The sequence below is a fragment of the Prauserella cavernicola genome (assembly GCF_016595675.1).
Classification (GTDB): domain Bacteria; phylum Actinomycetota; class Actinomycetes; order Mycobacteriales; family Pseudonocardiaceae; genus Prauserella_A; species Prauserella_A cavernicola.
The window spans coordinates 268978-293877 of sequence record NZ_JAENJH010000002.1; the positions used below are offsets into that span (position 1 = coordinate 268978).

The 24900-nt window shown below is 71.2% G+C and carries 17 protein-coding genes; 3 read left to right on the forward strand and 14 right to left on the reverse strand.

The window, feature by feature from the left end:
- Positions 1-34: 34 nt before the first annotated feature.
- The 4 genes from JHE00_RS07825 to JHE00_RS07840 are packed head-to-tail and all read right to left on the reverse strand — an operon-like array spanning position 35 to position 16060.
- On the reverse strand, positions 35-229 hold the full coding sequence (locus tag JHE00_RS07825) for an MbtH family protein (RefSeq protein ID WP_200316465.1): 195 nt from the start codon (positions 227-229) through the stop codon (positions 35-37).
- Positions 226-13629: a non-ribosomal peptide synthetase gene (locus JHE00_RS07830; RefSeq protein ID WP_200316467.1), complete on the reverse strand. Its 13404-nt coding sequence runs from the start codon at positions 13627-13629 to the stop codon at positions 226-228. Before JHE00_RS07830 ends, JHE00_RS07825 begins: the two co-directional genes overlap by 4 nt.
- A gap of 38 nt (positions 13630-13667) precedes the next feature.
- The gene (locus tag JHE00_RS07835) at positions 13668-14696 is read right to left on the reverse strand and encodes an iron-siderophore ABC transporter substrate-binding protein (protein ID WP_200316469.1); all 1029 of its coding nucleotides are present in this window, start codon (positions 14694-14696) and stop codon (positions 13668-13670) included.
- Positions 14697-14719: 23 nt separating this feature from the next.
- Positions 14720-16060 (reverse strand): lysine N(6)-hydroxylase/L-ornithine N(5)-oxygenase family protein, encoded by a 1341-nt coding sequence (locus JHE00_RS07840; RefSeq protein WP_200316471.1) that lies wholly within the window; start codon positions 16058-16060, stop codon positions 14720-14722.
- Between the two features lie 166 nt (positions 16061-16226).
- Between JHE00_RS07840 and JHE00_RS07845 the strand changes: the two genes are divergently transcribed.
- Positions 16227-17168 carry a methionyl-tRNA formyltransferase gene (locus tag JHE00_RS07845; protein ID WP_200316473.1) on the forward strand — a complete coding sequence of 314 codons (942 nt, stop codon included), beginning with the start codon at positions 16227-16229 and terminating at the stop codon, positions 17166-17168.
- An 80-nt stretch (positions 17169-17248) separates the two neighbouring features.
- Here the strand turns inward: JHE00_RS07845 and JHE00_RS07850 are convergent, their stop codons facing one another.
- The 6 genes from JHE00_RS07850 to JHE00_RS07875 all read right to left on the reverse strand — a co-directional run bounded on the left by JHE00_RS07850 (position 17249) and on the right by JHE00_RS07875 (position 20768).
- Complete coding sequence (locus tag JHE00_RS07850; protein WP_200316475.1) at positions 17249-18247, reverse strand: NADP-dependent oxidoreductase; 999 nt, start codon at positions 18245-18247, stop codon at positions 17249-17251.
- Positions 18244-18690, reverse strand: a complete 447-nt coding sequence (locus JHE00_RS07855) for an SRPBCC family protein (protein WP_200316477.1) — start codon at positions 18688-18690, stop codon at positions 18244-18246. The genes JHE00_RS07850 and JHE00_RS07855 overlap by 4 nt, the downstream gene beginning before the upstream one ends.
- A gap of 17 nt (positions 18691-18707) precedes the next feature.
- Complete coding sequence (locus JHE00_RS07860) at positions 18708-19247, reverse strand: YbaK/EbsC family protein (protein WP_200316479.1); 540 nt, start codon at positions 19245-19247, stop codon at positions 18708-18710.
- Positions 19248-19275: 28 nt separating this feature from the next.
- Complete coding sequence (locus JHE00_RS07865) at positions 19276-19572, reverse strand: DUF2516 family protein (RefSeq protein ID WP_200316481.1); 297 nt, start codon at positions 19570-19572, stop codon at positions 19276-19278.
- 81 nt (positions 19573-19653) lie between these two features.
- Positions 19654-20334, reverse strand: coding sequence for a hypothetical protein (locus JHE00_RS07870; RefSeq protein ID WP_200316483.1), 681 nt, complete (start codon positions 20332-20334; stop codon positions 19654-19656).
- A 5-nt stretch (positions 20335-20339) separates the two neighbouring features.
- Complete coding sequence (locus tag JHE00_RS07875; protein WP_307831853.1) at positions 20340-20768, reverse strand: helix-turn-helix domain-containing protein; 429 nt, start codon at positions 20766-20768, stop codon at positions 20340-20342.
- Positions 20769-20893: 125 nt separating this feature from the next.
- On the opposite strand from JHE00_RS07875, the gene tgmC reads away from it, so the two are divergent.
- Positions 20894-22033: an ATP-grasp peptide maturase system methyltransferase gene (tgmC, locus tag JHE00_RS07880; RefSeq protein ID WP_200316485.1), complete on the forward strand. Its 1140-nt coding sequence runs from the start codon at positions 20894-20896 to the stop codon at positions 22031-22033.
- Here the strand turns inward: tgmC and JHE00_RS07885 are convergent.
- The 3 genes from JHE00_RS07885 to JHE00_RS07895 all read right to left on the reverse strand — a co-directional run bounded on the left by JHE00_RS07885 (position 21972) and on the right by JHE00_RS07895 (position 23534).
- A complete protein-coding gene (locus JHE00_RS07885; RefSeq protein ID WP_200316487.1) occupies positions 21972-22637 on the reverse strand; it encodes an ATP-binding protein in 666 nt (221 codons plus the stop codon). The genes tgmC and JHE00_RS07885 overlap by 62 nt on opposite strands.
- Positions 22638-22650: 13 nt before the next feature.
- Positions 22651-23100, reverse strand: coding sequence for a TFIIB-type zinc ribbon-containing protein (locus JHE00_RS07890; protein ID WP_200316489.1), 450 nt, complete (start codon positions 23098-23100; stop codon positions 22651-22653).
- A gap of 62 nt (positions 23101-23162) precedes the next feature.
- The gene (locus tag JHE00_RS07895; RefSeq protein WP_200318251.1) at positions 23163-23534 is read right to left on the reverse strand and encodes a VOC family protein; all 372 of its coding nucleotides are present in this window, start codon (positions 23532-23534) and stop codon (positions 23163-23165) included.
- A 90-nt stretch (positions 23535-23624) separates the two neighbouring features.
- Here JHE00_RS07895 and JHE00_RS07900 point away from each other — a divergent pair, with 90 nt between their 5' ends.
- The gene (locus tag JHE00_RS07900; protein ID WP_307831854.1) at positions 23625-24098 is read left to right on the forward strand and encodes a CGNR zinc finger domain-containing protein; all 474 of its coding nucleotides are present in this window, start codon (positions 23625-23627) and stop codon (positions 24096-24098) included.
- 69 nt (positions 24099-24167) lie between these two features.
- On the opposite strand, the gene JHE00_RS07905 is transcribed toward JHE00_RS07900, so the two are convergent.
- Entirely contained in the window at positions 24168-24896 is a 729-nt protein-coding gene (locus tag JHE00_RS07905; protein WP_200316491.1) for a 5-formyltetrahydrofolate cyclo-ligase, read from the reverse strand.
- Positions 24897-24900 lie beyond the last annotated feature (4 nt).

A 24900-nucleotide genomic window follows, 5' to 3' on the forward strand; every position in this document is an offset into this window, starting at 1 on the left:
GTGACTCACCGGGACCGCTCTCGTGCGTCGTGGGTCAGCGAATGCCGGCCGGGCGCAGGTCGGTCCAGTTCTGTTCCACGTAGGCCAGACACGCCTCACGCGTGTCCTCGCCGAAGACGACCCGCCAGCCTGCCGGGACGTCCACGAACGACGGCCACAGCGAGTGCTGCTCCTCGTCGTTGACGAGCACGTGGAAGCGGCCGTCGGGGTCCTCGAACGGGTTGGTCACGGTTGCCTCCTGGTGATCTCTTCCAGCACGGTGCGTAGCTCGCCCGCGAGTCGCTCCACGGTCGCCGGGTCCAGCACGTCGGCGTGGCCGAGGAAGCAGTGCACCTCGCCGTCGCCCTGCGGCTCGTAGAAGCTGAACGTCAGATCCGTCTTCGCCGAGCCGGTCGGCACGGCGACGAGCTCGCCGTGCCCGCCCTCCAGTTCCGAGAGCCTGGCCTGTTCGTGGTGCACCATGAGCACCGTCGGCCGCCAGCCGAGCTCGGCTGCGACGTCGGCGAAGGGCACGTCCTGCCGGTCGAGCGCGGCGAGGTTGGTGCGCCGCACCCGTGCCAGCAGCTCGGGGACGCTCGGCGAGCCCGAGACGTCCGTGCGCAGCACGACGGTGTTGACGAAGCAGCCCACCAGCCCGGCGAGCGCCTCCTCGGTGCGGCCCGCGACGATCGTGCCGATCGCGAGGTCCGTGCCGGCTCCGTTCGCGGCGAGCACCGTCGCGAACGCGGCCTGCAGCACCATGAACATGCTGGCGCCGTTGGCCGTCGCGGTGCGGTCGATCGCGGCGTGCAGGTCGGCGTCGAGGACGAACGGCACGGTGCCGCCGCTGCTCCCACGTTCGCCCGGCAGTACGAGCCTCGGGGTGTCGCGCAGCGTCTCGCGCCAGTAGTCCAGCTGCTCCTCGCCGACCTCGGCCAGCAGCTCCCGCGACCAGCGCGTGTAGTCGGCGTAGGTCACGGGCAGCGGGTCCCACTCGGGCTCCTGTCCCGACAACCGCGCCGCGTACGCCGTGCTGAGCTCGCGCATCAGCGGCACCACCGACCACTCGTCCACGGCGAGGTAGTGCAGCGCCAGCAGCACCGCGTCCTCGCGCTCACCACGCACCAGCCGCACGCGCACGCCGGGCTCGGCGCCGAGGTCGGGGCGCTCACCGGCCAGCTCCGCGAGCCGCGCGTCGACGTCGGCCACGGACTCCACCACGACCTCCGGTGGCGCGACCAGCTCCTGGTGCCCGCCCGCGAACCGGGTGCGCAGCGGCTCGTGCCGCCGTGCGACGTCGCGCCATGCCGCGGTCAGCGCCTCGGCGTCGAAGCCCTCGCGCGAACGCAGCGCGAGGGCGTGATCGTAGCCGGGGTGCTCGTGGTGCAAGCTCCACTGCCAGCGCTGCACTGGCGCCAACGGCACCGTCGCGGCGCGCTCGTGGTGCTCCAGCGCGGGCCGCCGCAGCGAACCGCCGGCCAGCCTGCCCGCGATCCCGGCGACGGTCGGCGCGTCGAAGACGTCGCGCAGCGTCAGGTCGACCCCGAACGCCGAGCGGATGCGGCCCAGCAGGCGCATCGACGACATCGAGTGCCCGCCCAGTTCGAAGAAGTTGTCGTGCACGCCGACCTCGGCCAGCTCCAGGATCTCCGCGAACACCGCGGCGAGCACGCGCTGCTCCTCGGTCGCGGGCCTGGCGTCGCCGGTGAGCGAGGCCCAGTCCGGCTCCGGCAGCGCGCGCCGGTCGAGCTTTCCGTTGGGGGTCAACGGAAGCGGGCCGTCCAGCGGAACCACCAGCGCCGGGATCATGTACTCGGGCAGCCGCGCGCCCAGGTGCTCACGCCAGTCCACCGGCTCGCCCGCGACGACGTAGGCGACGAGCCGCACGATGTCGCCCCTGCGGTCGGCTACGACGGCGGCCTGGCCGACGCCGGGGTGCGCGGTGAGCGCGGCCTCGATCTCGCCGAGCTCGATCCGGAAGCCCCTGATCTTCACCTGACCGTCCACGCGGCCAAGGAAATCGAGGTCGCCGTTCGGCCGCCAGCGAGCGCGATCGCCCGTGCGGTACATGCGCGAACCCGGTGTCCCGAACGGGTTCGCCACGAACCGCTGCGCCGTCAGAGCGTGCCTGCCGAGGTAGCCGCGCGCCAGCCCCCTGCCGGCCACGTACAGCTCGCCGACCACGCCCGGCGGCACCGGCCGCAACCGCTCGTCGAGCACGTAACAGACGGTGTTGGGGTCGGGCCGCCCGATCGGCACCGCGCCCTGCCAGCCTGGTTCCGTCGGCCACAGCGTGGAGTTCACCGTCGCCTCGGTGAGCCCGTAGGCCGCGATCAGGTTGAGCCTGCCCGCCCACCGCTCGATCAGGTCCGGCGGCACGGTCTCAGTGCCCACCAGGATCGTCGACCCGCTCGGCAACTCGGCCTCCGCGGGCAGGGCCGACACCAGCGACGGCGGCAGGATCAGGTGCGTCACCGCCTGCTCGCGCAGGAAGTCGGTGAGCGCGGTGCCCGCCACCCGCGCCTCGTCGGGGATCAGCACCAGCCGTCCGCCGTGGCACAGCGCCATCGCCAGCTCGAACACGAACACGTCGAATCCGATGGAGGCGAACTGCAGCACGTGCGACGTGGGTTCGAGCCCCATCCGGTCCACTGCCGTGGCCACGAGGCTCGCGATGCCGTCGTGGGGCACCACCGCGCCCTTGGGCTTGCCCGTCGAGCCGGACGTGTAGATCACGTAGGCGGCCTGCTCCAGCGACGGCGGCGCGACGTCCACATCGGAGCCATCACGGTCGATCTCGCCGTCGAGCAGCAGCACCGGCGCCACGTCGGGGACGGACTCGGCCACCTCCGGCGTACCCACCACGAGCCGCGCGCCCGAGTCGCCGACCAGGTAGGCGAGACGCTGGGCGGGGTGGCTCAGGTCCAGCGGCAGGAACGCCGCACCGAGCTTCAGGGCCGCCAGCACCGTGGCGATGGTGTCGGCCGAGCGCGGCACGGCGACGCCCACCACGCTCTCGGCGTCGACGCCCTGCTCGGCGAGCAGGCGCGCGATGCGGTTGGCGCGCGCGTTCAGCTCCGCGTAGCTCACCTGGCGGTCCCGCTCGACCACGGCCACGGCGTCGGGCTGCTCGGCCACCCGCGCGGCGAACAGCTCCGGCAGCGAGGCCTGTTCCACCACCCGCGCGGTGTCGTTGAAGCCCTCCAGCACCAGGTTCCGCTCGTCGGCGGCGAGCACGTCGACGTCGGCGACACTCGCCTCCGGACGCGCGGAGACGGCCTCGACGAGCCTGCCGAGTCGCTGCGCCAGGCCCTCGACGGTTCCGGAGTCGAACAGTTCGGTGCTGTACTCGACCCGGCAGCTCACGTGCCCGGTGTCGAGCCGTTCGGTGAAGCTGAACACCAGGTCGAACTTCGCGGTCTCGCTCGCGTACGGCACGAACTCCGCGCCCAGCCCCGGCAGGCTCAGCGACTCGCCTGTGCGGCCGTGGTAGCCGACCATCACCTGGAACAGCGGGTTGCGCGAGAGCGAGCGCGCCGGGTTCAGCCGCTCCACCACGGCCTCGAAGGGCACGTCGGCGTGGGAGAACGCGGCCAGGTCGGCCTCGCGCACACGCCGCACCAGCTCGGTGAAGCTCGGCGAGCCGGACAGGTCGGTGCGCAGCACGAGGGTGTTGACGAAGAAGCCGACCAGCTCGTCGAGCGCCGCGTCGGTGCGGCCCGCGATCGGGGCGCCGAGCGGGATGTCCTCACCCGCGCCCATCCGGTGCAGCAGCGTAGCCACGGCGGCGTGCAGCACCATGAACATGCTGGCGCCGGTGTCCTGTCCCAGCGCGCGCAGGCGTTCGCACGCGGCCGGGTCGAGCTCGAACTCCAGGTCGGCGCCCGCGTAGGTCGGCCGGGCGGGCCGCGCGCGGTCGAGCGGCAGCTCCAGCTCCTCGGGTGCGCCGTCCAACGTGGACTCCCAGAATGCGAGCTGCTCGTCGCCGACGACGTCGAGCAGCCGCTGCTGCCACAGCGCGTAGTCGGCGTACTGCACCGGCAGCGGATCCCAGTCCGGAGCCGTCGCGTGCAGGCGCGCGGCGTAGGCGGTGGAGAGATCGCGCAGGAACGGGCGGTCGGACCACTCGTCTGTGGTGATGTGGTGCAGCAGCAGGACCACCACGTGGTCGTCGTCGGCCAGGCGCGCGATCGAGCAGCGCAGCGGCAGCTCCTCGGCGAGGTCGAAGGGCCGCGACACGGCGGCGCGCACGAACTGGCCCAGCTCGGCCTCAGTGGCCTGCGCCAGTTCCACCACCGGCTCCGCATCCTCGACGACGCGCTGGCGGGGCACGCCGTCGCGGTCGGCGAACACCGTGCGCAACGCCTCGTGCCTGGCCAGCACGTCGCGGAGCGCGGCACGCCACGCATCGAGGTCGAGTGAACCACGCAGCCGCACGACGAGCGGGAAGTTGTACGCCGCAGAGGTCTGCTCCAGGTTCTGGATCACCCACAGCCGTTGCTGCGCGGCCGAGGCGGGCAGCTCGGCGGGCCGCTCACCGGCGACCAGCACGGGCCGCGCCTGCCTGCCGACGCGGCTCACCAGCTCGGCGACGGTCGGCGCCTCGAACAGGTCGCGAATGGACAGTTCGGTGTCCAGCGCGGTGCGCGCCCTGCTGACCAGCCGCGTGGCCAGCAGCGAATGCCCGCCGAGGTCGAAGAAGTTGTCGTCGATGCCCACCCCGTCGGCATCGAGCAGCTCGGCGAACAGCCCGCACAGTTCCTCTTCCTCGCGGGTGCGCGGCGGCCTGCTCTCACGCGCGGCGAACGACGGCGCCGGGAGTGCCTTGACGTCGAGCTTGCCGTTGACCGTCAGCGGCAGGTGGTCGACGACCACGACCGCGGCGGGCACCATGTAGTCGGGCAGCCGCGCCTTGAGGTGCTCGCGCCAGTCGGGCTCGCCGTCGGCGATGACGTACCCCACGAGCCGGCCCGCATTGACGACAACGGCCGCGTGCGTGACGGCGGGGTGCTCGGCCAGCGCCGACTCGATCTCGCCGAGCTCCACCCGGTAGCCGCGGATCTTCACCTGGTCGTCGGTGCGGCCGAGGAAGTCGATGATCCCGCTACCCGGCCGCTGCCGGACGAGGTCTCCGGTCCGGTACATCCGGCCGGTCTCGAACGGGTTGGCCACGAACCGTTCGGCCGTCAGCGAGGGCCGGTCATGGTAACCACGCGCGAGCCCGACACCCGCGATGTAGAGCTCACCGGGCGTCCCCGGTGGCACGGGGCGCAGGAACGGGTCGAGCACGTAGGCCCTGGTGTTGAGGATGGGCCTGCCCACGGCGGGCGTCGCACTGTCCTGTGTGGATGCTCCGAGGGTGTTGATCGTGTACTCGGTCGGCCCGTAGAGGTTGTAGCCGTAGGTGCCCTCGGTCTCGGCCAGTGCGCTCCACACGCCGTCGGACACGGCCTCGCCGCCGAGCAGCACCAGCGGCGGCACGTGGCCGTCGAGCAGGCCCTGTTCCAGCAGCAGCTGGGCGTAGGTCGGGGTCACGTTCACCACGTCGACGCGGTGCTCGTCGCAGTAGGAGACCAGCGCCTCGGCGTCGCGGCGCAGCTGCTCGTCGCAGACGTGCACCTCGTGGCCCTCGACGAGCCAGAGCAGCTCCTCCCACGACATGTCGAACGCGAACGACACGGTGTGCGCGATGCGCAGCCGCCTGCCTCCCGCGGCGGCGATGGCGGGCGCGAAGATCTCCTCGCGGTGGTTGAGCTGCATGTTCGTGAGCCCGCGGTAGGGCGTGACCACGCCCTTGGGCCGCCCGGTGGAACCCGAGGTGTAGATCAGGTAGGCGGGCAGCTCGAGCCGATCCGGCGCGCCATGCGCGAACGAGGCCGCCACCTCGTGATCCCCAATGCCCTCCCCGGAACACGCGGCCAACTCAGCAACCACGTCACCCTGGTCCAGGTACACACACCGACTGCAGTGAAGGGCACCTTTACTGCACTCAACGCAGTAAAGGTGCCCTTCACCGCGGTCGCCGGTGGTGAGCACCACCAGGGGGTCGGCGTCGGCGAGCATGGTGGCCAGGCGGTCGGCCGGGTGGTCCAGGTCCAGCGGCAGGTACGCCGATCCCGTGCGCAGCACCGCGAACAACGCCACCACCATGTCGATCGAGCGCGGCAGCGCGAGCGCCACCACCCGCTCCGGCCCCGCACCGCGCGCCAGCAGCAGGCGGGCCAGCCGGTTGACGCGGGCATCGAACTCGACGTAGGTGAGCCGCTGCTCGCCGAACACCAGCGCCGTCTCGTCCGGCGTGCGCGCGGACTGCTGGGCGAGCAGGTCCGCGATGGTGTCGTCGCCGATCGGCGTCTCCGGCGCCGCGCACAGCTCGGCACGTTCGCCGTCGGTCAGCAGGTCGAGCGAGGCCACCGGGGCCGTGAGGTCGGCGGCCAGGCGCTCCAGCACCGTCGTGAACCGCTCCAGCACCCGCTGCGCGGCATCGGCGGCGAAGATGTCGGGCCGCGCCGCCAGCGTCACACGCAGCCGCTCCTCCGGCGTCACGATGAGCGTCAGCGGGAAGTGCGTCCCATCCACATTGGACACCGACGTGATGCCGTGCCGGTCGTGCAGCTGCGCCAGCCGCTGCTCGCCGTCGGCGGTGCGCAGCACGAACAGCGTGTCGAACAACTGCCGGTGTCCGGCCTCGCGCTGCAGCTCGCCGAGACCCACGTACTCGTGCGGCATCAGCGCCGCGCGCTCGTCCTGCAGCCGTCGCAGCAGCTCCAGCACCGACTCGCGCGGGTCGAAGCGCACGCGCGAGGGCACGGTGTTGAGGAACATGCCGATCACGCTGGTCACACCGGGCACCTCGACGGGCCGTCCGGCCACGACGGCGCCGAACACCACGTCCGGCCGCCCGACCGTCGCCGAGAGCACCAGTCCCCACGCCGCGCTGAGCACCGTGTGCAGCGTGAGCCCGTGCCGCCGCGCCTGCTCACGCAGCAGCTCACTGGCCTCGGCGGACAACACCGCGTCGAGGTCGTCGGGAATCACCGGCTCACGGCTGCGGTCGGCCGGCGCGACGAGCGTCGGCTCCGCCAGCCCGCCGAGCGCGTGGCGCCACGCGCTCATCGCCTGCCCGGAGTCCTGCTGCCGCAGCCAGGCCAGGTAGTCGCGGTACGAGCCGGGCGCGGGCAGGTCCGCGTCGTCGCCGCCGCGCTCGTACAGCGCGAACAGCTGCTCCAGGAACAACCACGCCGACCACCCGTCCCAGAGCAACAGGTGATGGGTGACGACGAGCCGGTCACGCCCCCCGCGCAACCGGATCAGCAGCAGCCTGCACAACGGCGGGCTGGTCAGGTCGAAGCGCTGCCGCCGGTCGTCGGCGAGCAGGCGCTCCAGCTCACCCTCGGCGGCCTCGGTCAAGTCGACCTCGGTCAGCGGCACCCGCGCCCCGGCCACGATGAACTGGACCGGGCTCGGCAGGCCGTCGCCCGTGAACCCGGCGCGCAGGCTGGGGTTGCGCTCCAGCAGCGTCGCGCACGCCGCGCGCAGCCGGTCGGCGTCGAGACGGTGGTCCAGGTCGAGGGATTCCTGCGACTGGTAGACGTCCACGCCCTCGGAGTCGTAGGTGGCGTGGAAGTACAGACCCTCCTGCAACGGCGAGAGCGGCCAGACGTCGTCCACCTCGCGCGCGGGCAGGCGTTCGCGTTCGGCGCCGGTGAGGCTCACCGAGCCCAGTTCGGCGGCGATCTCGCGCACTCCGTCGCGGGCGTGCGTGGCGAGTGCCGCGGGCGTGCGGTGCTCGAATACGTCGCGTGGAGCGAGGTCGAGGCCGTTGTCCCTGGCCTGCGAGGACACCGCGATCGAGGTGATGCTGTCGCCGCCGAGCACGAAGAAGTCGTCGTCGGCGCCCACCTCGGGCAGTCCGAGCACGCCGGCGACGATCCTGCAGACGAGCCGCTCCTTCTCGTCGCGCGGCGCGCGCGACGGCGTGGTCGTCACCGCCTGCGAGGGCAGGGCGTTCTGGTCGAGCTTGCCGCTGGGCGTCAGCGGCAGCTCGGCGAGCGGCACGAGCGCGCCCGGCACCATGCTCGCGGGCAGTTCGGCGGCGAGCGCGTCGAGCCAGACCGCCACGGCCGGTTCACCATCGGGCACGACGTAGCCGGCGAGCGCGCCGTCGCGGGCGATCACGGCCGCCCGCGCGACCCCGGGCAGGCGCGACAGCACCGCCTCGATCTCGCCCAGCTCCACGCGGTTGCCGCGGATCTTCACCTGACGGTCGGTGCGCCCGAGGTACTCGACGACACCGGCGGCGTCGCGTCGCACCAGGTCGCCGGTGCGGTACAGCCGGCCCGGACCGAAGGGATTCGCCACGAACCGGCTCGCCGTGAGGCCCGCCCGGTCGTGGTAGCCGCGAGCCAGCTGCACACCCGCGAGGTACAGCTCGCCGGGCACCCCGTGCGGAACGGGGCGGAGGAACTCGTCGAGCACGTACAGCGCGGTGTTCCACACGGGACGGCCGATGGGCACCGAGGCTCCGTCGCCGCTCCCGTCGAACTCGAACCACGTGACGTCGACGGCGGCTTCGGTGGGGCCGTAGAGGTTGTGCAGCGGCACGCCCGTGAGCTCGCGCCAGCGCGCCGCCGACTCGACGGGCAGCGCCTCGCCGCTGGCGAACGCCCTGCGCAGGCTCGCCGCCCATGCGCCGTCCTTCACCACCTGCAAGAACGCGGCGAGCATCGAGGGCACGAAGTGCAGCGTCGTGATGGCCTCGGCGCGGATCAGCTCCGCCAGGTAGGCGGGGTCGCGGTGCCCGTCGGGGCGCGCGAGCACCACCGCGGCGCCCTCGAGTAGCGGCCAGAAGAACTCCCACACCGACACGTCGAAGCTCGACGGCGTCTTCTGCAGCACGCGGTCGTCGGCGGCGAGCCCGTAGTGGCCCTGCATCCACGCGAGCCGGTTGACGATCGCGCGGTGGGTCACCACCACGCCCTTGGGCCGTCCCGTGGAGCCCGAGGTGTAGATCAGATAGGCGGGCTGGTCGGGACCGGCGACGGGGAGCGCACGTCCGGCGACGGGCTCGGGCTCGCCGAGCACCACGCGTTCGACGTCACCGGGCAGCTCGATGTCCGGCATCGTCACGACCAGCCGGGCGCCGGAATCGGCGAGCACGAAGGCGATGCGCTCGGCCGGGTAGTCGAGGTCGACGGGCAGGTACGCGGCGCCGGACTTGAGCACGCCCAGCAGCGCCACCATCAGCTCGGCCGAGCGCGGCACCGCCACGGCGACCAGCGACTCCGGCCCCGCACCGCGCGCCACGAGCCTGCGGGCGAGTTCGTCGGCCCGCGCGTCCAGCTCCGAATAGGACAGCCGGACGTCCTCGAACACCACGGCCGTCGCGTCGGGGGTGCGGGCAACGGCAGCCGCGAACAACGACGTCAGCGTGCCCTCGGGCACGTCGTGGGCGGTCGGCTCCTCCGGTGCCAGCTCGGCCTCGGTGCGCACGTCCAGCGTGGCCACGCGGCGCTCCGGTTCGGTGAGGGCGTCGAGCACGCGCAGGTAGCGGCCCGCGAGTTCGCGCGCGTCCGCGTCGCCGACGCGGTGCTTGAGCTCCAGCCGCAGCCGATCGCCGGGGTGCGCGATGAGCGCGAACGGGTAGTGCACGGCGTCGAACACGTCGATGCCGGTGAACAGGCCGGGCTCGGCGGAGGCGGGCTGGTTCTCCACCACCACCAGCGTGTCGAACAGCTCGCCCGTGCCGCGCTGGATCTCGGCCAGGCCGAGGTGCTGGTGGTCGAGCAGCTCGGCCTGTTCTTCCTGCCAGCGTCGGAGCGCCGAACCGAGCGTGTCGTCGCCGCGCAACCGCAGCCGCGCGGGCACGGTGTTGATGAACAGGCCCACGGCCGAGGTGATCCCGTCGAGCTCGATTCCGCGCCCGGACACCGTGCTGCCGAACACCACGTCGCGCGAACCGGTGAGCCCGCTGAGCAGCAGACCCCACGCGCCGTGGACGAGCGTGCTCAGCGTCAGCCCGCGTTCCCGCGCCACCTCGGTGAGCCGGTGGGTGGACTCCCCCGGGAGCTCCACCACGACGCTGCCAGGTGCCTCGGTGGCGTTCTCGGCCAGCCTCGTCGGCTCCACATCGGACAGCGCCGTGCGCCACGCGGCCCGCGCCGTGTCCTTCTCGCGCGTCGCCAGCCACTCCAGGTAGGGCCGGTGCGCGGGCGGCGGCGGCAGCTCGTCGGTCGCCAGTTCGCGCAACAGCACCGACACCGACCAGCCGTCGGCGACGATGTGGTGCAGCGTGAGCACCAGAGTCGAGGACGCCACCAGCGTGGCGCGCAACAGCGGCGGCTTCGCCAGGTCGAAGCCCTCGGCCCGGTCGGTCTCCAGCGCGGCGGCCAGCTCGGGCGCCTCGCGCCAAGGCAGCTCCACGTGCTCGGGGATGCGCTGCACGACCCGGCCGCCGGGCAACTGCCGGAACCCCGCGCGCAACAACGGATGCCGGTCGAGCAGGCGCTGCAGCCTGGCGCGCAGGACCCCGGGGTCGACGCCGTCGGCGAGTTCGAGCACTTCCTGCACCACGTAGGCGTCGGTCTCGTCGAAGCGCGAGTGGAAGTAGAACCCGCTCTGCAATGCCGACACCGGCAGCGCGTCGTCGTCGAGCTCCACCGCGCGCGGCGCCTCGGCGGGCACCCCGGCGACCTCGGCGAGCGCGGCCACCGTGCGATGGGTGAAGACGTCGCGTGGGGTCAGGGCGAGCCCGGCCCCGCGGGCCTTGCCGACGAGCTGGATCGCGACGATGCTGTCGCCGCCGAGCTCGAAGAAGCTGTCGTGCACACCGACGCTGGGCAGCTCCAGCACCTCGGCGACCAGAGCGGCCAGCGCGTGCTCGGCCGGGGTGCTCGGTTCGGCCGCGCCCACCAGGCCCGTCCAGTCGGGCTCGGGCAGTGCCGCGCGGTCGACCTTGCCGTTCGGCGTCAGCGGCAGCGCGCCGTCGAGGCGCAGCACCACGGTCGGCACCAGGTACTCAGGCAGGCTGTCGGCGACGAACGCCTTGGCTGCGGCGGGTTCGGCGTCGCCGACCACGTAGGCGACCAGGCGGCGCACGCCCCGGTGGTCCAACCGCGCGACGACCGCGGCCTGCGACACCTCCGGATGCGCCAGCAGCGCCGACTCGACCTCGCCTGGCTCGATGCGGTGACCGCGAATCTTCACCTGGTTGTCGGCCCGGCCGAGGAACTCCAGGTTGCCGTCGCGCCAGCGCACCCGGTCGCCCGTGCGATACATCCGCGCGCCCGCGGGGCCGAACGGATCGGCGACGAACCGCTCCGCCGTCAGTGCGGGCCTGCCGTGATAGCCGCGGGCGAGGCCACAACCGCCGACGTAGAGCTCGCCGATCACGCCCTCGCCCACCGGCCGCAGCGCCGAGTCGAGCACGTAGACCCGCGTGTTCGGGTCGGGCACCCCGATGGGCACGGCGCCGAGCCAGTCCTGCTCGGCCTGCCACAGCGTGGAGTTGACGGTCGCCTCGGTGAGCCCGTAGGCGGCCACCACGCGCATCCGCTTGGCCCAGCGCGTGATCAGCTCCGGCGGCACGGTCTCGGTGCCCACCACCAGCACGCCGCCCTCGGGCAGCTCGCACTCCGGCGGCAGCGCCGCCACCAGCGACGGCGGCAGGATCATGTGCGTGACGCCCTGCGCGCCCAGGTACTCGGTCAGCTCGGGACCGGCGACCCGGCGCGGCGAAGGCACGACCACGCTGCGGCCGCCGACGCACAGCGACATCGTCAGGTCCCACACGGCCACGTCGAAGCCGACGGAGGCGAACTGCGCGACCCTGCTCGTCTCGTCGACGCCGAGGCGCGCGATCGCGGTCTCCACGAGGCTGCCGATGCCCTCGTGCGACACCACCACGCCCTTCGGCCTGCCCGTGGAGCCGGAGGTGTAGATGACGTAGGCCGCCTGGTGCGGCGCGATCGGCAGGCCGAGATCGGAGCCGTCGAACGCGGCGAGCTCCCGGTGATCCACAGTGGACACAACGAGCCTCGCGCCCGCGTCGGCCACCATGTAGTCGAGCCGTTCGGCGGGATGGTCGGCATCGAGCGGCAGGTAGGCCGCGCCCGCCTTGAGCACGCCGAGCAGGGCCACCACCAGGTCCGCGGTGCGCGGCAACGCCACACCCACCACGTCCTCGGTGCCGACCCCGCGCGCCCGCAGCGAGCGCGCGAGCCGGTTGGCGGCGGTGTTCAGCTGGTCGTAGGTGAGCTGCTCGTCCTCGCACACCACGGCGACGGCATCCGGCGTGCGGCGCACCTGGCGCTCCACGGCTTCGGGCCAGCTCAGCTCGCTGACCTCGCGTTTGTCGGTGCCGAGTTGGTCGAGCAGGCGCGTGCGCTCGGCCTCGGGCAGCAGCTCGATCGTGCCGAGCGGCCGGTCCGGCCTCTCGATCAGCGCGTCGAGCACGGCGAGGAACCGGCGTTCGTGCTCGGCGAGCTCGGCCTGGCCGCACGCGCCGTCGAGCTCGATCAGCAGGCCGTAGTCGGCCCAGCGTTCGCAGCACGTGATGGACAGGTCGGTCACCGGGCCCAGCGCCAGGTCGCGGAAGTCCGCGGCGTCGCCTGCGAAGGCCAGGTCCCTGCTGAAGCTGATGAAGTTGGCGGTGGGCCCGACCAGCTGCGCGAGCCCGTCGGCGAAGCCGAGCTCCCGCGCGAGGTCCTCACCTCGGTAGCGCCCGTGCCGGGTCAGCGCGGCCACGCCCTCGTCCACGGCGGCGAGCAGCTCCGCCGGGGTGGTGCGGGGACTCACGGTGAGGCGCAGCGGCAGCACGTTCGACGCCATGCCCGGCACGAGCCGGGTCTCGGGCTCCGGCCGCGCCGCGACGGGAACGCCCAGCACCACGTCGGTCGACCCGGTGGCGCGATGGGTGTAGGCGGCCACGGCCGCGAGCACGACCCGCGAGAGCCGATGACCGTGCCGTGCCCCCAGCTCGCGCAGCGCGTCGGTGCGCTCCGGCGACAGCTCCACGGTCCGGCGCCGCACCTCGCCGCCGGGCACCCGGTCGAGCAGCCGGGCGGGCTCGGGCCGGTCGGCGAGCCGCTCATGCCAGTACCGTTCGTCCACTGTGTACCGATTGGACGCGCGGTAGGCGGCATCGGCCTCGGCGAGTGCGGCGGGCGGGCCGAACCCGTGACCGTCGGCTCCGGCGTAGAGCTCACCCGCCCGCTGCGTGACGAGCAGGCAGCCGTAGGCGTCCATCACCAGGTGGTGATAGCGCTGGTACCACCACACGCGCTCGCCGAGCAGCAACAGCGCGTGGGCGAACAGCGGCCCGCGCTCCAGATCGGTGACCACCGCGCGCTCGGCGCGCATCCACGCCGTCGCCGACGCCTCGGGATCGGCATCGGCGCTGAAGTCGAGCACCGCGGGCGCCGGATCGACCGGCGCCCGCAGCTGCCGGGGCGCTCCCCCGACCTCGGTGAACCGCACGTGCACGCTCTGCGCCTCGGCGATCGCCTGCTCCACCGCGGCGGAGAGCCTGCCGAGGTCGACCTCGCCGGTGAGAGCGAGGTACCACGCGATGTTGTAGACCGGGTCGTCCGGCGCGATCTGCTGAGCGAGCCAGATTCCGGACTGTGCACCGGTCAGCGGAACACCCGACATCGAGGGAACGCCTTTCGACTACTACTCGACTACCCCGGTTACGAGTTCTCGGTCAGCCTGGGCACCATCTCGTCGATGGCGTACGGAATCGACAGCACGGTGTTGAACGACACCGCGGCGCCGATGTCCGGGTTCTCGTACGGCACGAACAGGTCGCGACCGTCCTGGCTCACCTTCAGCCGCTGGTACAGCGGTTCGGCCCTGATGCGGTCGTTCGCGTCCTCACTCGAGGTGATCCACACCAGCCGGTCGGCGTCGAGCAGGTCCAGCCGCTCGGAGCTGAACTCGGCCGCGTTCATACCCTCCTCGGCGAGCTGGTCGACCTCGTCGACGAGCTGGAAACCCATCTCCGCGAAGAAGATCGCCTTGGCGTCGGTGCTGGTGAACGCCGCGTAGGTGCCCGGTTCGAAGCTGTCGGCCACGGCCATCCGCTGCTCGGCGAACTCCGGGTGCTGCTCGCGCACGTCGGCGTAGCGCTGGTCCATCTCCTCGATGAGCCGGTTCATCTCGTCTTCCTGACCCAGCGCCTTGCCGATCGGGCGGGCCATGTCCTGCCACGGCGCCGCGTAGTCGGGGTACTGCTTGGGCTGGGCGACCACGGGGGCCAGCTGCGAGAGCGTGTCGTACTGCTGCTGGGTCATGCCCGAGTACTGCGCGATGATCACGTCGGGGTTGAGCTCGGCGACCTTCTCCATGTTGTAGTCGTCGCGCTCGCCGACGATCGTGGGTTCGGTGTCGCCCCACAGGTCCTTCGTCCACGGCCACTTGCCGTAGGGCCGTTCCTTGAACCAGTCGACCACGCCGACCGGCTTGACGCCCAGCGCGAGCACGGCGTCCTGATCGGACAGTCCGAGCGTCACGACGCGCTCGGGTTTCTCGGTGATCTCGGTCGTGCCGTACTTGTGCTCGACCGACACCGGGAACGCGCCGTTCTGCGCCGCGGGCGCATCGCCGGAGTCGTCACCGGAGCCGCCGCAACCGGCCAGCACCACACCCAGCACCAGCGCCAGCAACGCCGCCGGCAGGCGAACCCGCGCCTTCGCGGGTTTGAGGGAAATGGGGGACATGGGGGTTTACCTTCCTGTTTCGCTTACGCGGACCGGGGTCCGCTCACCGCGTACTCCGCGGCAGGCCTGTCGTCGCCGGGCACGCGACGGCCGAGGATCGAGCGAAGAATGTCGCCCGACCGCACGGCGTTGTTGGACAGCAACGACGACGTGATGCCGTGCGTGTGCTCGGTCCCGCCCCCCTGGAGGTAGATCCCGCCCCTGACCTCGGGCACGGTGGTGAGCCGGTAGTCACGCTCGACCCTCGGCCTGCCCTCGGAGTCCTGGCGGCAGTAGCCGGCCAGCTCGCCGAGCTGGGCCGAGATGTCGCCCGAGCGATAGCCCGTCGAGTACACGACGAGATCGGCGTCCAACACGGTCTTCTCGCCTGACGTCAGCGACTCGATCGTCGCCCGCACCCCGGTGTCGGTCTCCACGATCTCCACCGGGCGCGCCACGTTGAACATGCGCAGCCGCTCGGTGCCGAGCACCTTCTCGCGGTAGAGCCTGCGGTAGAGATCGTCGATCAGGTCGAGGTCGACCACGGAGTAGTTGGTGTTGGCGTGATAGCCCATGATCCGCTGCTTGACGTCCTCGGGGGCCGCGTAGAACTCGTCGACGGCCTCGGGGTCGAAGATGCGGTTGGCGAACGCGCTGTCGTCGGAGGGGCTGTAGCCGAAGCGCGAGAACACCGAGCAGATCTCGGCGTTGGCGAAGCGCTCGTGCAGGAACGCCGTCACCTCGGCGGCGCTCTGTCCGGCACCCACCACGACGAACCGCGTGGCGGAGGCGGGATCGACGTCGTCGACGCGGTGGAGCAGCTGGCTGTTGTGCCACACGCGGTCGGACGTGGTCACACCCTCGGGCAGATTCGGCTGCAAACCCGTTGCGAGCACGAGGTTTCGCGCCCGGTAGCGCTCCCCGTCCGCCGACACGACGTCGAAGTAGGCGACGTCGCCACCATCGCGCACGGGCCGCACGGCGACGACCTCGTGCGCGTAGGAGACCATGTCGTCCACCTTGGCCGCGGCCCACTCGAAGTAGTCGTGGAACTCGACCCGCAGCGGGAACAGGTTCTTGTGGTTGACGAAGTCGATCAGCCTGCCCCGCGCGTGCAAATACGACAAAAAGCTGAACCTGCTGGCAGGGTTGCGAAGCGTGACGAGGTCCTTGAGGAAGGACACCTGCATCGTGGCGTCCTCGATGAGCATCCCGCGATGCCAGCCGAATCTCTCCTGGCGCTCGAGGAAGTGGGCGGTCACGGTGTCGTTCGTGGCCGCGTTGTGCTCGGCCACCGCGATCGCCAGCGCCAGGTTGGACGGTCCGAAACCCACTCCTACCAGGTCGTAGACCGGTGGTCCGTCCTGCGGCTCTGCCTGTGACATACCTGTCCTATCGCCGATTTCCAGCCAGACGGAGGCAACCCTAACCTAACTAAGGTGGGCCTCAGTTAGTCTTTTCGAGGGTGATACTCATCCCCCACTCAGCCCTTGCGATGTTAGGCAAGCCTTGCTTCACTATGGCCGTTTGCCACGGAGAACGGAGGGGCCGATGCGGGTCGTCATGTTCGGTTACCAGACGTGGGGCCACCGGACCCTGCGCGCGTTGCTGGACTCGGAGCACGAGGTGGCACTCGTTGTCACACACCCGAAATCCGATCACGCCTACGAACGGATCTGGGCGGACTCCGTCGCCGATCTGGCCACCGAACACGGTGTCGAGGTGGTGCTCGCGAACCGGCCGGACGAGGCGCTCACCGCCAAGCTGCGCGAGGTCAGGCCGGACCTGATCGTCGCGAACAACTGGCGCACCTGGATTCCGCCGGAGATCTTCACGTTGCCGACGCACGGCACGCTCAACGTGCACGACTCGCTGCTGCCCGCCTACGCGGGCTTCTCGCCGCTGATCTGGGCGCTCATCAACGGCGAGCAGGAGGTCGGCGTCACCGCGCACATGATGGACGGCGAGCTCGACGCGGGCCCGATCGTGCGGCAGAAGGCCGTGGCGGTCGGACCACGCGACACCGCGACGGATCTCTTCCACAGCACCGTGGACCTGATCGAGCCGCTGGTGTCGGAGTCACTCGCGCTCATCGCGGAGGGCCACACCGACTGGACGCCGCAGGACCGGACGAAGGCGAGCTTCTTCCACAAACGCTCGCTCGAGGACAGCAGGATCGACTGGAACTGGCCGGCCGCCGACATCGAACGACTCGTGCGCGCGCAGTCCGACCCCTACCCCAACGCCTACGCCTTCTACCGGGGTGAACGCATCCGGATCCTGGCGGCGTCGGTGTCGGAGGGCCGCTACGGCGGAACACCGGGCCGCGTGTTCATCCCGGAGGGCAAGGGCGTGGTGATCGTCGCTGGCGCCGACGCGCGCTTCGGCCGCAACCACGGCCTCGCGATCGAGCGCGTGCGCACCGACGACGGCACGGACTACGCGGCGGCCGACTACTTCACGAAGATGGGCGGCTACCTCACCTCGCACTGAGGCACCCCAACTGCGGTGAAGGGCACCTTTACTGCGTTCAACGCAGTAAAGGTGCCCTTCACCGCAATCAGGAACAGGGGCTAGAGGCGGACGAGCATTTTGCCCGTGTTGGCTCCGGCCAGTAGGTCGAGGAACGCCTGCGGGGTGTTGCGGATGCCGTCCACCACGGTCTCCGAGTACTTGAGCCTGCCCTCGGCCACCAGCGGGGCCACCTCGGACTGGAACTCGGAACGCAGGTGCTCGTGATCGCCCACCAGCATCCCGCGCATGGTGAACCGCTTGGCGATGATCTGGCTCAGGTTGCGCGGCGCCGGGGTCGGCGCGGTGGCGTTGTACTGCGAGATCATGCCGCACACCACGATCCGGCCGTGCAGGTTCAGCGAGTCGATCGCGGCCTCGAGGTGCTCGCCGCCGACGTTGTCGAAGTAGACGTCGATGCCGTCGAGCGCTGCACTCGCGAGCTGCTCGGTCACCGGCCCGTCCTTGTAGTTGAACGCCGCGTCGAACCCGAGCTCGTCGGTGAGCCAGCGGACCTTCTCCGCCGAGCCCGCGCTGCCGATCACCCGCTTGGCTCCCTTGAGCTTCGCGAGCTGGCCCGCGACGGAACCCACCGCGCCCGCGGCGCCGGAGACGAACACCGTGTCGCCCTCGCGCATCGACGCGACGTCGAACAGGCCCGCGTAGGCGGTCATGCCCGTCATTCCCAGCACACCGAGGTACGACGACACGGGCGCGGCCTGCGGGTCCACCTTCACGATGTGCCGCGCCTTCAGCACCGCGTGGCTGCGCCAGCCGAACCCGTGCAGCACGGTGTCCCCCGGGCCAACCGAGTCCACATCGGACTCCACGACCTCGCCGACCGCCGCGCCCAGCATCGCCTTGCCGACCTCGTACGGCGCGGCGTAGGACTTGGCCGAGCTCATTCGCATGCGCATGTACGGGTCGACCGACAGCCAGGTGTTGCGCACCAGCACCTGGCCGGGCCCGGGCGTGGGGACGTCGGTGTCCACGACGTCGAAGTTCTCGAGCGTCGGCGTGCCCTTCGGGCGCGACGCGAGCCGGATCTCGGTGGCCGTCATGAGGTCTGGTGCACCTCCTGGTCGAGCCTGTCGAGCAGCGAGTCGTAGATGCGCTTGAGGCCGCCGGGAGCGAACGTCTTCTCGAAGAAGCCGCCGATGCCGCCCGCGCCGTCCCACGTGGTCTCGATGCGCACCAGGCTGCGCGGCCCCGCCTCACGCACGGTCCACGTGGTGACCATGGACGAGTTCGCGTCGGTCTCCACGAGCGTGCCGGGCTCGGGCTCGCTGACCGTGGCCGCGACGTCGCGCACGCGCTTGGACGTGGCCTGCAGCTTCCACTTCGCCGCGGTGCCCGCACCCGTGCCACCCTCGGTGACCTCGTAGTCGCGGTACTGCTCGGGGAGGATCTTCGGCCTCGTGCCGGAGTAGTCGGCGACGAGCGTGCGCACCTTGTCGGCAGGCGCGTCGATGGTTCGCTCCGCCGTGGCGGTGACCTTGCCCATGAGTGTCCCTTCTCGGATCAGTTGGCGAGGCCCTCGATCACCTCGGCGCCGGGCAGTGCTGCCAGCAGGGCGCCGGTGACCAGGAGCTTGCTGCCTCGGATGCCGCTGCCGATCACCAGTTCCGGCGAGTCGGCCACGGCCTTGTCCACCAGAATCGGCCAGCTCTCGGGCAGGCCGATCGGGGTGATGCCGCCGTATTCCATGGCGGTGAGCTCGGTGGCTTCGGCCATCGGCGCGAAGGATGCCTTGCGGACGTCGAGCTTGCGGCGGACGACGTTGTTGACGTCGGCACGCGTGGTGGCCAGCACCATGGCGGCCGCGTATCGCACCTCGCCGCCGCGCTTGCCCGCCACGACGACGCAGTTGGCCGAGGCCGACAGCGGGGACGAGTAGGCGGCGCAGAACTCGGCGGTATCGGCGAGGCCGGGGTCGATCTCGGCGAGCCCGACCGGCTCGGAGATCGACGCGAGTGCCTTGGCCACCGACTCGGCCACGAGGTCGGTGCGCTGCGCGGCCGACACGACGGTCAGGGTTCCGGCGATACTCCAGTTGCTCACAAGGGCAACCGTACTCACGCCCGCGACGTCACCAGCTCTGGCCGCCGCGCTGCACCTCGATCAACTTCGGCCGGACGTCCACCAGGTAGACCAGTGCGGCGACGATCCCGGCGAGCCAGAAGATCATGCCTGCGCCGTAGAAGCCGAACAGCAGCATGGCGGCGGTGGCCCCACCGGTGATGGCCATCCACACCGGCTTGGTCATGCGGTCGGCAGCCGTGTAGGCATCCGATCTCTGCATGAGGGCGTGGGCGAACGCGACCAGACCTGCCAAGGTCCCGGCCCAGTCGATGACCCAGACGATCCACAGCGCGAGAAGCGGCACCGCACCAGCGTACGTCAGCCCGCGGACACGGCGAGGGCCCCGGCACCCACCGAAGGGGTACCGGGGCCCTGCGCGCAGCGCCTACTTCGTGTTCTTCGGCGCGTTGTTGTTGGCGGGCTTCTTGGCCGCCGCGCTGGTGGTGCGCCTGGTCGTGGCGGTGCGCGGCGCCGCCTTGGAGTTCGAGTTCTTGGCGGCGCTTGGCGCCGTCTCCTCGACCTTGTCGGCCACGTCACTGGTCACCTGCTCGACCTTGACGGCGGCGTCCTCGACCTTGTTGGCGGCCTCCTCGCCGACCTCGCGGGTACGGCCGGTGACCTTGGAGACGACGTCGTCGACGCGGTCGCGCACATCGTGGGAGATGCCGTCGACCCGGCCCTGCGCGCTCTGCAGGACCTCCTCCAGCTGCTCCACGTTCTTCTTGACCTGGGGCTGGGCGAGGAACTTCTCCCACGTCTGCTCACCGGACTCGGCGAGCTTGTGGTAGAGCTTCAGCGCGGCGTCGGTGTACTCGTCGAGCAGCTTGCGCAGCTCGGCGGGCTCGAGCTTGTCGCGCAGGCTCTCCACGTCGGAGGGCAGCTCCTCGATGTTGCGACGCGCGGTCTCGCTGCCCTCGTTCACGCGGTCCTTTGCCTTGCCCACCGCGTCGGTGACGGCCTGGCTGGCCAGCTGGCCAGCGCCGAGCGCGGCCAGCAGCGAGGTCTTGACCTGCTCGAGAGCGGTGTTGACGGCGTTGCGGACGTCGTCGGAACTGGTGTTCGCCATGGTGCTCACTCCTTGGAGAAGTCGGGATCGTTGTCGTTCTCGGCCGGCTCTGCTGCCCGGTTCTCGCGGCGGAACGACTCGTAGATGTCGAGCAAAACCTGTTTCTGGCGCTCGGAGAGCGCGGTGTCGGCTCGGACGGCATCGGGCACCGGTCCCCCTGCCGGTACGTCGAGAATCCCCGCCTGCACGTAGAGCGCCTCGGCCGAGATTCGCAGCCCCTTGGCGATCTGCTGCAGGATCTCCGCACTCGGTTTGCGGACCCCGCGTTCGATCTGGCTCAGGTACGGGTTGGAAACGCCGGCCAGTTTCGACAGCTGCCGCAGGGAGATCTTCGCGGTGTTGCGCTGCTGGCGGATGTAGGCCCCGATGTCGCGGCCCAGGTCGGCCACCTTGTCGATGGGCCCCGTGGGGGGATCGACCGCGCCGTCGTCCACCGGCGGTTCTTCCGTCAAGCTCCGGGTCACCTCCTCGCGACACCGACCACGCTACGCTCGAGTGCTAGCTATTGCAAGCACTCTGCTTGCACTCACTCGAACGTCGCACGCACTACCCTGACGAGATGAGCTCCGCGGCTCGAGAGCGACGACGCCTCGCGGAACGGCTCCGCCGCGATGGCACGTTGACCGATCCCTGGTGGATCGACGCGTTCCGCCGGGTACCCCGGCACGTGTTCCTCCCCCGCTACTTCGTGCAGCGGGGACGGTTCTGGGCAGCGGCCGACCGCGACGACCCCGGCTGGCTCACCACCATCTACTCCGACACCGTGCTCGTGACCCAGCTCGACGACGACCCCGAACGCTGGACGCTCGCGCGCCGCGAGGGCCCCGTTGCCGGAACACCGACGTCGTCGTCGAGCATGCCCTCGATCATGGCCGTGATGCTGGAGGAACTCCTGGTCCGTGACGGTGACCGCGTGCTGGAGATCGGAACCGGCACCGGGTACAACGCCGCCCTGCTGTGCCACCGCCTCGGCGACGCGAGTGTGTCCACAGTGGATATCGACCCGGCACTGACGCTGGCGGCGAGGGCCACGCTCGCCGCCAGCGGCTACGCCCCCGAGTGCGAGGTGGCCGACGGCGAGAAGGGGTTCCCGCCGAGTGCGCCCTTCGACCGCGTGCTGTGCACCTGCTCGGTCTCGCACATCCCGCCCGCGTGGCTCGAACAGACCAGGCCCGGCGGCATCGTGCTCACCACACTGAACCGCCCCATCGGCGCCGGCCTCGTGCGCCTCGTCGCGGGCGACGGCGCGAGCGGGGAGGGCGAGGTGCTCGCCCGCGACGGCCGGTTCATGCCCATGCGCGCGCACCGGCACGGCGACACCCCCACGTTGCTGCGACACCGGGCACCGGCCGCCATCCGCCGCGCCACGGCCTTGCCGCTGGGCACCGTGCTCGACCCGGCCAACCCGTTCGAGTTCTTCGCGAGCCTCGAACTGCCAGCCGTCACCGCGGCGATCGACCCCGACGGCAGCGACACGTGCTTTCTCGTGCACCCCGACGGATCGTGGGCCAGCCACCGCACCGAGCGCGACGAGTACGTCGTGGAACAGGGCGGCGTCCGCAGGCTCTGGGACGGGGTGGAGTCGGCCCACCGACGGTGGCGTTCGCTCGGCAGCCCCGCCCGCGACCGGTTCACCGTCAGTGTGCGGGGGCGGCTCCAGGAGATCCGCTTCGGCGATCAGCGCTGGTCACTCGCCTGACCCACGCCTCAACGTGGTCGACGGCCGCCTCCAGCGTGGCGTCGGTGGTGTCGAACAGGCTCACCGGAGGCGACATGGTCGCGGCGTCGGCGCGCAGCCAGTCGTTGAACTCCAGCATCTCCGCGATGCGCGGCTCGTCCCACTCGCGCCAGGCAGGCCGGGCCCGCAGCCGCGCGGCGAGCGCGCCGGGATCGGCGACCAGCGCCAGGTAGTGGATCGAGGAGAAGAAGACGCGTTCCGGCAGGGGTTCGAACTCCGGCGGCACCACGGTTCCGCACAGCACCACGGGTCTACCACTCTGGTGGATCATCGCGGCCATCCGCAGCCACGTCGACCGGAACAGCGGATGCCCATCGACGTCGTCCCGCAGCCCGGCCGTCCACAGCACGTCCTGCTCCAGCACCACCACTTCGCCGGACAGACGGCGGGCGAGCTCCGGCCCGACGGTGGACTTGCCCGCCGCGCTCGGGCCGGTGAGCGCGAGCAGGGGCAGCCGGTGAAACGGCCTGCGGTGCCCGCACCGCGCGCACACCAGCTGCCCCTCGGTCACGACCGGGATGTCGGCACGATCGCCGCAGCCCGGGCAGATCTTCAGGTCGAGCACCCTCGGGACTCGCTCAGCCGAAGAGGTTCTCGATGAAGCTGCGCTTGCGATGCCCCTTGCCGTGGCCGTGGCCCCCGTACGGCCGAGGCGAGTCCCGGTACCCGCCGTGCCCGCTGTGACCGCCGTGGCCGCCGTACGGACGCGGGGAGTCGCGGTAACCGCTCTTCCCGCCGTGACCGCCGTAGGGGCGGGGCGAGTCCTGGTGCCGGCCGCCGTGACCACCGGGTCCGCCGCGGTAGCCGCGGGGCGAGTCGGCGTAGTGCTGGGTGGGCGCGTGCCCGCGCGAGCCCTGGTACGGCGGCGGCGCGCCACCCGGCCCGCCGTAGTAGGCGTTCTCGGCGCTGATGATCTGCTCCAGTTCGCCGCGGTCGAGGAAGATCCCCCCGCAGCCGCGGCACTGCTCGATGTGGATGCCGCCCTTGTCGACCGTCGACATGCTGTTCTGACACTTGGGACAAATCACGGGGGACAGATTACGCACATCCCGGGCTCTCGCGGCGATCTCCGTGCGAGAGCCCGGAAAGCTCAGCACGCGCAGAGGCAGAACGGGTGGCCGTCGGGGTCGGCGTACACGCGAAACGTCGCAGGTCCGTCGTCGAGCAGCGTGGCGCCGAGGCCGAGCACGCGGTCGTGCTCCGCGTCGATGTCGGGCACGGTGAAGTCGAGATGCAGCATCTGCGGGCGCTCGTTGGCAGGCCAGGTCGAGGGCCGGTAGTCGGGATCGGACTGGAACGAGATGTCGGCTCCGCCGTCGGGGTTCACGAGCGTCACCCAGTCGTCGCCCGGTTTGTGCTCGTCGTGGATCTTCCAGCCGAGCAGTGCTCCGTAGAACCCGGCGAGCCGGTACGGGTCAGGGCAGTCCAGCGCGACGCAGCCCAGCTTCACGGTCGAGGACACAGAAGTCACAGCCACCTCCAGGTAACTTGTCAACGCAGTATGGCGGTTACGCGCAAGTGAGGCAACCACCGTTCGCCATACACTGGTGACGTGACCCCGGACGTGACCCTCGTGCTCGGCTTCCTCAACACGGTCGACGTCGAGCAGGGCATGGACACGCTCGCGACCGAATCCGGCTGGCTGACCTGGGCCCGCGAACGGAGCTTGCGCGCCGACTCGCTCGCCGACGCCGTGCACGCACGGCAGTCACTGAGGGCGGCGGTCGGAGATCCGGACGCGACACCCGGTGAGGTGCGCGCGCCCGTGGAGGTCGCGCTGACGGCGGACGGTCCGGCCCTCGCGCCGTCGACGGCCGTGGGCGCCGTGTTCGCCGCCGCGGCGCGGCTGGCCGTACTCGGGGACTGGCCGCGCGTGAAGATCTGCCCGGCCGACGACTGCCGGTGGGCGTTCTACGACGAGTCGCGCAATCGTTCGCGCACGTGGTGCTCGATGAAGGTCTGCGGGAACCGGCAGAAAGCGAGGGCCTTTCGGGAGCGCTCCACAGAGCGACCCGCCTGTGGATAACTCCGTGGATAACTCACGGAACTGTGGATAACCTCCCCCGGGCGGGTGGCCTCGGGAGAGGGACGTCGGTTACCGGCGCAGTGCGGAGAGTGCCGGAACCTCCGAGATCTTGGCCTCGGAGAGGTGCTCCCACAGGATCCCCGGCCCACGTTTCGGCTCGGGCGTCCTGATCACCTCGCCCGGCGTGACGATGACGTCCACCCGGAAGTCGTGCTCGGTCTCCGGCAGCGGCTCGTCGAGCAGCTGCCGTGCGTGCACCGTCGTGGCGATGACGGTCTGCTCACCCACCAGCCCTGCCTCGGTGAGCAGGCCGAACTCGAGGTCGGCGAAGCCACCGCCCTTGCCGATCCGCACGCCGGCCCGGTTCACCGCGACCGTCCCGCACACCACCAGGTCCACCGGGCGCATTCCCGACACCGCCACGGGCTCGCCGAGCGCCAGCCCCCTGTCCTTGGCCGCGGCCCTGCGCGGCGACTCGGCGATCCGCCGGGGGTCCAGCAGCACGAACGGCCGCGACTCCGTCAGCTTCGGCACCGCGAGGTAGAGCAGCTTGCCCGCGGCGAGCGCCCTCGACCGCACCGGCAACTGCGGGCTGTCGGGGTTGGCCTTGAGCACGCTGGCGGCCCGCCACTCCGGCAGCCCGGCCAGGCTCGCGGCGGCCTCCTCGGCGCCGACGAAGTTGGGGATCCGGCCGTGAGCTCCGGGAAACCGCGCCAGGCGCTCCTCCTCGAGCGCCTCCCACACACGCTCGCGGACGGACTGCTTGGCGGCCTCGACCTGGTCCACGAGCTCGTCCACGAGC